This window comes from Pseudomonas asturiensis, assembly GCF_900143095.1.
Taxonomy (GTDB): Bacteria; Pseudomonadota; Gammaproteobacteria; order Pseudomonadales; family Pseudomonadaceae; genus Aquipseudomonas; species Aquipseudomonas asturiensis.
Genome location: NZ_FRDA01000002.1, coordinates 172,930 through 184,886, shown reverse-complemented (window position 1 = coordinate 184,886; position 11,957 = coordinate 172,930). Strand labels below are relative to the sequence as shown.

General features: G+C 55.2%; 5 protein-coding genes. All 5 read left to right on the top strand.

Annotated features, from left to right (window positions below; translation table 11 throughout):
* Window positions 1-157 precede the first annotated feature (157 nt).
* The 5 genes from BUB69_RS03945 (at window position 158) to BUB69_RS03925 (ending at window position 11,765) form a co-directional block, all read left to right on the top strand.
* The gene (locus BUB69_RS03945; RefSeq protein ID WP_073163221.1) at window positions 158-3,088 is read left to right on the top strand and encodes a DEAD/DEAH box helicase; all 2,931 of its coding nucleotides are present in this window, start codon (window positions 158-160) and stop codon (window positions 3,086-3,088) included.
* A 118-nt stretch (window positions 3,089-3,206) separates the two neighbouring features.
* Window positions 3,207-4,331, top strand: coding sequence for a DUF4062 domain-containing protein (locus BUB69_RS03940; protein WP_073162565.1), 1,125 nt, complete (start codon window positions 3,207-3,209; stop codon window positions 4,329-4,331).
* 5 nt (window positions 4,332-4,336) lie between these two features.
* Window positions 4,337-6,106, top strand: coding sequence for an alkaline phosphatase D family protein (locus tag BUB69_RS03935; protein ID WP_073162564.1), 1,770 nt, complete (start codon window positions 4,337-4,339; stop codon window positions 6,104-6,106).
* Between the two features lie 34 nt (window positions 6,107-6,140).
* On the top strand, window positions 6,141-7,445 hold the full coding sequence (locus BUB69_RS03930; RefSeq protein WP_073162562.1) for an RES family NAD+ phosphorylase: 1,305 nt from the start codon (window positions 6,141-6,143) through the stop codon (window positions 7,443-7,445).
* A gap of 87 nt (window positions 7,446-7,532) precedes the next feature.
* Window positions 7,533-11,765 (top strand): HEAT repeat domain-containing protein, encoded by a 4,233-nt coding sequence (locus BUB69_RS03925; protein ID WP_073162559.1) that lies wholly within the window; start codon window positions 7,533-7,535, stop codon window positions 11,763-11,765.
* Window positions 11,766-11,957 lie beyond the last annotated feature (192 nt).

Genomic DNA, 11,957 nt, shown 5'->3' with positions numbered 1-11,957 from the left:
AGATTTGAGTGTTTGGCATCGATCGTCAGTTGGTGAAGGTAGAGAGAGTGGCGGGTATGACCGCAAACTTTCAGGGTACACCTGAACTGATGTTCACTGATAGCATGTGGCCATTGAATAATCAGCGCTGATTTTCACATTCAATTTGGTGAACGCAATGGTCGATGCTACAGGGAAGTACTTAGACGTATATCAAAGCTGGCAGCAACACCTCTTCAACTTCAACCTGGCAGTCCGGGATACCAATACGCCGGGCTTGCGTAAGCCTCAGCTTGCCGCCCTATACGCTTCACTGGGCCACCTGGTGATGTCTCCCGCCACGACGGCAACGATCGTGATGCCAACGGGTACCGGCAAGACCGATACCATGCTTGGTCTGCTTATCGCAGGGCGGTTGGCAAGGACATTGGTGCTCGTCCCGTCAGATGCCTTGCGTTCCCAGCTTGTCGAAAAATGCCTCGGGCTGAAAAAACTTCGGGAGATCGGTGCTGTTTCTGCCACAGCACTTAACCCTGTGGTTAGGGCGATCGGCTCAGGAATGTCGGCTGAAAATGTCCAACAGCTTGCCGAGGCGAATTTAATTGTCGCTACTCCGCAAGCATTGCAGCGATTCGACACAGAATCGCTCCAAGCCTTGGCTGAGCTCTGCAGCCACCTGATCATCGACGAAACCCATCATGTGGCTGCCATGACATGGGGGCGGGTGAAAACCGCGTTTAAAGAGAAGCCATGCCTGCAGTTCACTGCTACGCCTTTCAGGGAGGACAATCAGCCTCTCGAAGGCAAGATTATCTACAACTACCCGTTGAAGGATGCGCAGATCGATGGCTACTTCAAGTCGATCGAATTTCACCCAGTGCGCGAATACAACCTCGAGTTGGCTGACCAAGTGGTTGCTGATAAGGCGGTAGAGTTGTTGCGAGGTGATCGAGAGCAAGGCTTTAACCACCTACTGATGGTACGCGCACGATCGCAAAAACGTGCTGAAGCCCTGTTTGAGCTCTACAAAAAGCATGAAGACCTCTCACCCATTCTCATCCACAGCAAGGTGCCGAATCGGGTCAAGCTGCTGGGTGAAATTGTCGAGAAGAAATACAAGATCATCGTATGCGTGGACATGCTGGGCGAAGGCTTCGACCTGCCAGAGCTGAAAATCGCGGCTATTCACGACCAGCATCGCAGTCCGGCCGTCACGCTACAGTTCATCGGCCGGCTAACCCGGGTTGATGACACGCTAGGCGACGCCAAATTCGTCTCAAACATTGCCAACCAGAAAGTCGATTACCAGATGGCAGTGCTTTACAAGGAAAGCGCCGACTGGAGCGCCGTGATTCGAGATGTGAGCCAAGACAAGATCGCCCGCGAAATCGAAAAAGAGACGTTCACTGAACAGTTCCCGGGTGATGCCGACTCCGAGGAGATCTTCGGGTTGAACCCAAACCCCAAGATCAGTGCGATCGCCTACCATGTGGAGCGCGACCATTGGCGGCCAGAGAAAGCGAATCACTTCTCCCAGAAGAAAGAACCGCTGCAGTTCCTTTCTATCAACGACGATTCAGACACCATCATCATGGTGACCCGACGAGAAACACCCGTCGGATGGGCTCAGACCTCGGCGATTGTGGACACGAACTGGATTCTGTACCTGGCGTACTACCACGCGCCTGACAAGACGCTCTTCATTCACTCCTCTGGTGATGAGTCGCAAGCGACGCGTTTTTTGAATTTGATTGCAAAGGATGCCAGGCGAATCAACGGCGAGCCTACCTTCCGAACCCTGCACGACATCAAGCTCATGAAGCTGCAGAACGTGGGGCTGTCCAGGACACGCAAGGATCTGAGATTCACGATGCACGTCGGGCGGGACATCAATACCGTCATCAGTGAAATCGAGAACGGCACGGCGAAAAAATCCAACATCTTCGCAACGGGCTATGAAGATGGACAGCGCACCACCGTTGGCTGCTCTCACAAAGGGAAGATCTGGGAGATGAACTCTTCCAGCATCATTTACTGGATTGAGTGGTGCAAGCGCGCCTCACAGAAACTCAACAATGCCACGATAAATCCTTCTGAAGTGCTCAAGGATGTGATTCGCTCGGAGAAGATTGAGGGAGCCTGGCCAACTGGACTCTTCTATGCTGATTGGCCTGAGCCCATTGCGATCGAAAACGAGCAGAAAATTTCGCTGGCGCTCAATGGTGAGATCTTCAACCTGCTTGATGTCGAGCTTGGCAAGCCTCAGCGGACCGACGATCTGACACTAGAAGTGCCCGTCATCGCCATAGCAGCAGATGGCACGGAGTGTCAGCTTCCTGGCATCACGATACGGTTACTGAACGACAGCTACCAAGTCTCTTGCCCAGGGGTGAAGATCATTTTCGCTGAAGAGAGCTCGTTTGAGCAGTACCTGGATGCGAACCCTTTGGTCCTGCTAGCCGTAGACGGTTCAATGGTCGAGGGTAATTACCGGTTCTACACACCCAATAGTTTGGACTTGAAGCTTCCTATAGCGCTGATTGAGGCTTGGGACTGGGGGACCACCCAGATCCACAGCGAGTCCATGAGGGCAACTCGTAACATGGACACCGTCCAAGGTTTCACCTACAGCCGAATCGAGGACGACTATGCATTCATTTTCAACGATGATGGCGCAGGTGAGATTGCGGATTTGGTGGCAATCAAAGAAAGCAAGGACGCAATCTTTGTCGACCTTTACCACTGCAAGTATTGCCCCCAAAAAAATCGGCCTGGTGCTCGCGTGAACGATGTCTACGAGGTCTGCGGCCAAGCGTCACGATCGGTGAAGTGGCTGCACACCGAGGAAAAATTCTTCAATCGATTGATGTGGCGGTACCAGCAATCGCTGCCGAAAGGGTTCGACAGAATCCTCAAGGGTGACCCAATAGATTTGGAGCTGCTTCGCAACAAGTGCCACGATCACGAGATGATTTTCAGATTCGTGATCGTACAGCCTGCCATTTCGGCAGCGAAAATCTCCGCTGATCAGCTTGCTGTCCTCGGCACCAGTTACTCCTACATTAAGAACGTATCTGGTTCAGATGTCCGGGTCGTAATCAGTGCCTAACAGAAAGGGGGGGCACCATATTGCCTCCGGCTTCTTGGCCAGGTGAATCTGGAGGTAGGGCGGGAAGGTATTCATTGATCAAAGAATTTGAGGCCTCGGAAGTGGGGCAGGAGCAAGGATGGCCCAGTCAAAGAGAATCAAAGTAATGCTGTCCAGTCGTTGTAACGATCGCTTTCCCGCGGACAGCGATCAAACGCTCAGCAATATCCGAGAGCAACTCAAACGTGAGATAGAGGGCACGAAGCTATTTGGCAAACAGGTATTTGAAGTTTGGATTAACGAAGATGCACCTCCTGCGGACGGAATGCAGGACAGCTGGGAAGCCTGTTTGCAAGCCGTGAGGGATTGCGATGTGCTACTGGTGCTGTCCAATGGTGATGCCGGCTGGGCCAGTGGTGACGGCGACATTGGTATTTGCCATGCGGAGTACATGGAGGGACTAGCCACTACTCGGGGGAAGGTGCGCTTCATCGCTATGCCAAATATCCCAACAGGCGATGGCCAGGTAGCTGAGACAGCACGTAATCAGCGCTTCCAGGCCTTTATTGCACAACAGACACCCTTCAGGGGTGGAATGGTCTCAACCGTTGAGCAATTGCGTAGCCGCGTTCAGGAAGCGCTTCTCGATGCGTTGGTCGTTCTGACCCAGCGCGGTGTAACCGCTGCGGCTTCGAGCCGTTTCGATATGGGCCAGGCGCTGGATTGGACACGGATGGACTTCCGTCAGCGCAAACGAGCGATGGAAGCGGTGTTACTGCAGGCGCTCAATGGTGGCAAAGTCCTTTCTAGCGAAGCGTTCGCCATTGTTCCAATTGCTGGAGTGAATGTCGTTGTGTTTGTCCATGCAATCCCGGCTGCGTTCACGGTTGCTGCTGCGCGTGAGCTGGTGGGTAAGCCTTTTCTACGTGACCATGAGCATGCTGATCTGTTGAAAGGTGCAGAAGGACCGTTGCATTTAATCGCCTGTCACCGTGGAGCGACAGAGACTCAGGCCACTGCGTTGTTAGGCTTTCCGGATGCTACGGTTGTAAGCGGTTCCTTCGGTATTTTTGTCGCTGATGATGTACAGAAAGTACAGTTTGCCTTCCTGGCCAACTGTCGCGATGCGTCGCAAACGCGCCATGCGCTCCAGCGTTTTAGGGAATGGTTGGATCAAACAGGCGAAGCGCAAATTCTGGCCAAGAGAGCCGCTTCACGCGCCAAGATTGTCAAAGTTATTGCCGCCGAACTTGAAGGGAGATAACAGGGATGTCAAAAGCACTTTTTACTGTGGGGCCAGTATTGTCCTTCCGAGGCGTCAGCAAAACCGGGCAGTGGCAGGTGACCGCGTTAGTCGGAGTTGTAGCTGGCGCCGCATTTCCTGTTCTTTCTGTTGACGGCCACGTTTGTCCGGCGCCGAAGGTTTTGCTGGAGCGCCCGAAAGAAACCATCCTTCGTTACGACCTGAGCTGTGATCAGCAGGCGCAGGAGCGAACAATAAAGTTTGGTGTAGGGCAGGAAGGGCCGCAATGGCAGTTCTCCATTCCCGGTCGAGACTATGCCCCAAGAATGGCCTACGTCTCTTGCAATGGTTTTTCGGACCCTAGTGGGATGCGCAAGTTGGTGCGCCCTGAAAACGCCGTCTGGACTGACCTGATCAGCAATCATGACAGTGACTTGCGTGCTGCAGGTTACGTGCTGGACAAGGAACAGCTTTGGCATGAAGGACGAATTCATGACAAGGGCTTGAAGCGGTTCCAATTGATGCTGATGGGGGGCGACCAAATTTACTTTGACTCGATTTGGGAGGATGTGAAGTCCCTCAAGAAATGGGTCGGACTGTCGCGCAAGGAGCAATTGGCGTTCAAGGTAAGTGCGGCGCTGGAGAAAGAGATCGAGTCCTACTATTTTGGGCTCTATGCCAATCGTTGGCTGCCAGATACGCGGCGTGACTGGGGGCACCCCAAACCGAACCTTGATGCCGCTGATGCGATGGCGAGAATCCCTACGGTGATGATGTGGGACGACCACGACATCTTCGACGGTTGGGGGTCCTACAGCCCGGCTATGCAGCACTGTGAGTTATTCCAGGTGTTGATGCGTCATGCGCGTAGGGCGTTCTGGGTGTTTCAGTTGCAGCATGCCCTTGATGATTTGCCGCCGTTGCAATTGCTCCAGCGTGCAAACGTTTCCCAGCAGGATCCACAGTATGAGCCGATGCAATGGAGTGCCCGATTAAAGGGAGATCGATTGGCCTTGCCGCTCTTGGATGGTCAGCCGGGCTTTAGTTTTGGCTATCACTTGGGGCCGGTATCGTTGTTTGTTGCTGATCTGCGCACTGAGCGTTCACGTACCCAGGTACTGGGGGCCGATACCTGGACTGCTATGCAGGCTTGGCTCAACACGCTCCGTGACGGTAAGCCTGCTCATCCTGGAAGCAAATGTCAGCACTTGATCTTCATGTCCTCGGTTCCGGTCGCGCACCCCAAATTGTCGCTGGCTGAAGGGTTGCTCGATACGTTTGGGCAGGATCATGTGCTCGACAGTAATGCTGATGACCTTAAGGATCATTGGTCGCACGGGGATCACGAGGGGGAGCGTAAGCGACTCCTGGAGTCGCTGACTCGTATTGCTGAGCAGAGAATGCTGCGTGTATCCATTGCTTCTGGGGACGTGCATGTCGCGGCCTGGGGCAGTTGCTACCGAAGGGATATTCCGCCAACGTCGAACTGGGCGCAGATTCAGCAATTTACTTCGTCAGGTGTGGTGCATCCGTCATTGATTGGAGTGGCCGAACGGCTTTTTCTTCAGTTGCTGAACCATACCGCCAGCAAGGTCCAATCCATCGATGTGCAGCACTGTGTCGAGATGATGTTGTTCCCCGGTTTTAATCGGTATGTGATGCCGGCTCGGAACTGGTTGGCGTTTGAGTTGGACATGGGGGGCGAGACGGGATGCAAGCTGTGGGCGACTTGGCGTTGTGAAACTGAGGTAGGTTTTTCCAACCATCTGCAAGCGGTGCATCCGGCTCAGAAATAGTGGTTCTAGGATAGGTGCTTTCAAGGGGTATGATTTGAAAGGCAGCGTAGAAATTGTATGTGATGGCTGTGTGGGGGATATCTTTCTTCGGCAACGTATTCGTGATCAATGCGATATGGCCAAGTGTGCGGTCTGTGAGCATGTGCGGCCCTGCATAGCCATTGAGGTTTTAGCGGATGATATTGCAGAGATTCTTTACAATTTCTACGGGACTGATCCGGTCATCAGAACTTGCGGTGCTGGGGATCTGGGACGCTACATTCGCGCCGGCAATCCCTTGGCGCTCATCGTCGCGGAAATGCTTGAGTGCGACGATAATGAAGGCTCCGTCACTGCTGCCATTGTCGAGTTGCTCACTGTTTGCTCTGAATATGACTTGAAACGAGGCGGTGAGCCACGTTTTGAGGCTGATGCGCTGTACATGCGGCGCAGTATCCGACCGACAGAAGTCGAGGAAAAATGGCAAGAATTCAAAAATGGTGTGATGCACCGCAGCCGTTTCTTTAACGATCACGGTAAAGCGTTCCTCGATTGGTTGTTTAAAGGTATTCATCACCTCAAAGACGAAAACAGCCAGGAGGTGGTGCGATTGTTTGAAGTAGAAGATGGTTGGGAACTGTATCGAGGGCGCTACTGCCCACCGTCATCGGATCCTAAAAACATTCTTGTCTCCCCGGAAACTGAACTAGCGGCACCTCCCAAGGAAAAGGCGCGTGCAGGACGAATGAATCCTGTTGGCGTTCCTGTGTTTTATGGCGCATTTGATCGAGACACGTGCATCGCCGAGTTGCGCCCATCGGTGGGCGGTATGGTGCTAACGGGGGCGTTTCAGTTATTACGGGATGCCCGAGTGCTCGATTTTGGTGTGTTGGAGAACATATTCGATTCTCAGCCTATGAGTTGTTTTGATCCGGCGTATCGAATGAATATGGAGCGAAGACAGTTTCTACGCACCTTGCACAGTAAAATTAGTTCGCCGGTCACGCCTGACCAAGAACATGAATATTTACTGACCCAAGTGATTGCAGAGTACCTTTCTACGCAGGTTGAGCCACCTATTGATGGGGTGATGTTTGCCTCTGTTCAGCACCAGGACGGGATCAACATTGTTCTGTTTTCACGTGTGCTCGCCATCATTCCTTATCAGGAAAGGACAGAGGACGACCCCATCATCGGCAATGGGCCTTTCCCGTCTGGTCTTGCGTATATCCCGGATACTCTGGAGGCCCACAAAATCGGCTGTGTCACCTTTGAGGTCGAGCCGCTAGTTATAAACGGCGATATCGTCATCAGGGATTGGCGTTACGAGCAAGACCCCTACGGTGAATGGGACTATTGAGACCTATTTGTTTATCACCGATGCATAGGGCCACTTAGACACCCGAGTACTAACCGGTTGCACGATCTTGAGCGGACAAGCATCTCTATGACCATAGGAAATGACGAAGGTGGGGCCAACGCGTCCTACTACGGCTACGACTACCAGAAATTGGTGACTGTCTGGGTGGCGTTGCGCCTAATGTTTGGTCCGGGTGCCGTCACAGACCAGGTGGTGGTTGAGCCAGCGTCTCACGACGACGTAATGGCGCGCCTAGCAGTGCCGGAGGAAGCGGCCGAAGCCAGCCTCAAGATCACTGCTAGCGGCGAACTGCATGTGCAAATCAAGTTCAAGGGCGCTGGCGCCTGGAGCGCCAAGGAGTTTGCGAGCGTAGTCAACGATAAGGGGGCGAAGGGCGTCAAGGGGCCGAAGCCGCGATCCCGTGCCAAAGCTCTGCTCCTTGCCGATAGCAGTCGTCGCTATGTCTTCATCACCAACTCCAGCGTGGATGGTGATTTGGCCAAGGGACGAGTCAGTTATCCTGAGCAGAAGTCCGATGCTGCCTTCCTCCCTAAGAATCTCAATCTCGATGCAGCGGGAAAACTTAGCCTAGCCGGTCGTTTCGCCCTGATCGAAGGCATGACCCATGAGGAGACGCGGCGACAAATCGACACAATCCTCGGTGGCGCGCTGCATGTCCCTACTCAGGGCCTTGATGCCTGCGTTGAACGGTTCAAACGGGCCGTCGAGGATCGTTTTCTCACAGTCCCCGATCCACTGCGCAAGACGCATATCCAGAAGATTGCCGAAGGTTTCGGTGGTATGCCGCACGCCAGCCCGCAGCTCGCCCGGTACGTTCCTCCCTCCAACCTTCCTCTTGCCGAAGCTTACTTGGCTAAGCTCGGCGCAGTGTTGCTGATCGGCCCATCGGGTTATGGCAAGAGTCTCACAGCCGAAAAACTGGCCTTCGACCGCCGCCAGGCTGATCCGCCTTATAAAGTGGTCCGCGAAAGCGCGGGGCTGCCAGCGATCGAAGAGGCATTCGCCGCTCCTGGTCGGGTGCTCTTCCATCTAGAAGACCCATGGGGTCAGTCCGGGTTAAAGAGGGGCGAGGCCGAGGATTGGACCAAACGGATCAGCGCCCTCATTCACCATAGAGGCCCTGACAAGCAGTTCGTCATCACGTCGCGGAGTGAGATCTATCGCGCGGCTCTCAGCGCAGCGCCAGCGCCAGTGTGGGCTGACTGTACCGTCGTCATCGACGACGACGCCTACGTTGAGGCGGCGCGCAAGGTGATCCTGATGGGTCCCTTGGTTGCTACCGGCGCGTGGCGCCAAGACCTCACGCGCCAGCATGAAAAATGGTTGCTCCGTGCCTTGAAGTCGCCGTTCGAGCTGAACGCTTTTGCACGCGAACTGATAGCCGTCTCCGAGCCCGCTGAAGTGGACATCAGTCGGCTAGTGGATCGGGCGCTCAGTGATAGCCGGTTGCAGGTGGTCCGTGATCAGATTGGCGGCTTTGGCGATCGAGGCGTCCGCGGCGCCGCCGTGCTCTGGGCACTGCTGCGTAATTCGCGCAGCCTACCACCTAGCCAGCTTGTCCAGCTTCGCCGTGAGGTTGATCGCGAGCGCGTGGTCGAGATCGGGCTCGACGACCTGGCTAAACATTTGGCTCTGACCCAACTGACCAAGGACGGCAAGGGCAACTACACCGCTCATGCCAAAGTCGTTGAAGCAATGGAACAGTTGGCTCGTGAACAGCCTCGCGCGGCTGAAGATGCGATCAATGCGTCTGCCCGAGCGGCCCTCGTCCTGGCCAGGAAAGATCTTGAGTTCCTAGGTGCAGTCGAACGTCTGGTGACCGGGGCGAGGGCGCTTGAGGACGATGGGGTTGAATCCGACGAGGCCGTTGTAGCAGCCTTCGATAGCATTCTGATTGACGGCCTGATCAAGGCTGCGGGCGATGCCAACAACTTCAGAGGGGCGTGGAGCTCGGCCACTCGACTACTTAGCCCGGATTCTCCGATTCGCAGGCTCGTAGACTGGCTCGAGCGTGGTGGGCCGAGAAAGAAAGATGGCTTCGGTGCTGTCGGCTGGCAACCACCCAAGGTTTCCAAGACTGATCGCGATGCCGTGGTCGCCGCCGATCCAGAACTGCGCATCGTCAATGGATTTATCGCTTATTGCTTGCCATGGACGGATACCGACTATGCTGCCGAGGATCTAATTTCCTGGCTGCGGCCTTTTGCGGTGGATTTTACCGAGGCTTTCCTGGCAGCAGGTGAGATGGTATCCAACAGAGCCGAATTTGCAATGAGTGCCGACGCGATTTCGGAATGCGCCTTGGCGGGTGCTGAGCCGCCGTATGATGCGGTGTGGGATCAGATTATGGACATGCGGGCGAGCGTTGACATTACCTTGGCTCGGTCCAGCGAGGAGCGCCGTCAAGCTTGGCAAGGAGAGCTGGATTTTGCTGTAAGTCTCTCCATCCAGGAGCGCGCCGAGGAGGAAGGGCCTTCTTCGGCTGATCACTTTGCCATAGGCTATGTCAGCGCGCGCCGGCGCCTGCAAGGCCACGAATGGATCGCGAAACATCCTAGACCGGATATTATTCTGCCGCTTTGGGCCGAGGTCATGCGCTACAGTCGGCCCACGGTCAAGGCCGTCGAGCTTGACGCCTTTTTCGGGGCCGCTGGTGAGGACGACTGGCTTCAGGCCGCAGGGCTGAGCATCATTGCTGACCGGCGCCTCGAATTTGGGCGAGACCGCATTATGCGAGCACTGACTGGCGGCGGTACCAAGGCGATCGACGCCGCCGTCCGGGCTCTTTCATTTCTTGAAAGCGACGGGGAAGGGGGATCGGGAAAGCCATCGGCGCAGAGCATTCTGTTGGGCCTTTTACCGCAACTGTCGCCAGTTCGCGCCGTGCTGCTAGCACCGAAGATTGCCAGCCTGGAGTACGGGAAAAAGGCGGCTACGCTTGCGCAGCGCATTTTGACCGCGAGCCCGCCCAATGCTAAGGCCGCCTTGCACCTGGCGCTTTCGCGTGAGCTCCGAGCTGAAGACGCCACCCTCTTAAAATGTTTCCAGGATATCCCGCTGGACCAGAGACAAACCCTGCTGAATGAAGGGCCCCGGGGTCTGGCGCGTCTACTGCTTAAGGCCTCAGCTGTTGAAGGCGAGGATGTCCAAGTATTAGCTGAAAAATGGGTCGGATCTGAGGATGAAGACGATGCCCAGGCGGCCGTTGGGGCTTTAGCCGCGATCGGCAGCCCAACGGCCCGTCGTTTGATCGCCAAGGCGCTCGTTCATCCGCACTACAGGGTAAGACGCGCCGCCATAGGGGCCTTGGCCCCGAAGGCCGACTGGGCTGAAAAGGCGGCACTATTGGACTTGGTCACAGACAGGAGCGCGCCAGTTCGAGAGGCACTGGCCGTTGTCATTGGTCAGCATCGCTGGGCTGAAGGACTCGAGGCTCTCCTAACGCTTCTTGGCGACCGTCGAAACTATGCTAGGCATTTTATGCATCAGCACCGAGAGGAGCCCGAGTATCACGTCGCCCGTGCTGCTACGAATGCGTTCGGTCAGTTAGACTCCCTACCGGTGGCAGTCTTAGACCGCATCACGGCTTTCCTCATCCGCGAAGACGACAAGGCCATTGATGCCCTTCTACACGGGGCTTTGCTCGACCTCATGATCACTCCAGACTATCCGACGGCCTGGACGGTGATCGAACACTGTCTTTGCGACAACCATGTGGTCGGTAGCGGCGAGGAAAATCTTTATCCCGTACGTTACGCGGCGGCTTGGAGCGCTGTGCACAGGTTCAGCCATCATCCCTCCGAGCTCACTCTCGTGCCTTGGTCAGTGATTAATCGAGCGGTAGACCACATTGATCCGCAGTTAGCTGCGCCGCTGCTTCTGGCGCTTGGCGCGAAGCTGGCACGTTGCTGCGATGCTGATTCTTTGGAAGCCCTTCGCGGCACGAATACCTCCGATTCTCGCGTGGCGCTCGCGCTATCTATGATCGACGATCAAGGAGTGGCACGGGCGCTGGCCATCAAGCACGATCTTTTGGTGACTAGCCACCCGTTGTTTGACGACAGCGATGACCTCTCTACAGATGATGCTCAGCTCTCTCGCTGGGCACTATCCTCATCCTGCCGTACTTGGCTGTCTTCCATGCAGGGCGGAGCCGACGTCGAGTCGACGCTTTTGTGGATGATGACCCTTCGAACGGGGCTATCATTCATCGAGGACACCTTCGAGCCGTGGTCGCTCCGGCGGAGGAAGGGCATGCCTATTATGACGTTTGCCGAGATGTTAGGGGGAATGGAGTGACCCCGGCATTAAGGCGCAAACGGACTCGTAGACTGTCGCGCGGTTAGTCAGCATAAAGATCTGTTGTTATCTGACTAGTGCCTAGGCAGTGTACGAAATGAGGGGAAAAATCTGTAGGTTGTCTGACGCCAGAAATTGGCTTGGACGCTTTCCTTGGAAGTCTTCCGCGTAGGGCCTATGCTACTGGCATCT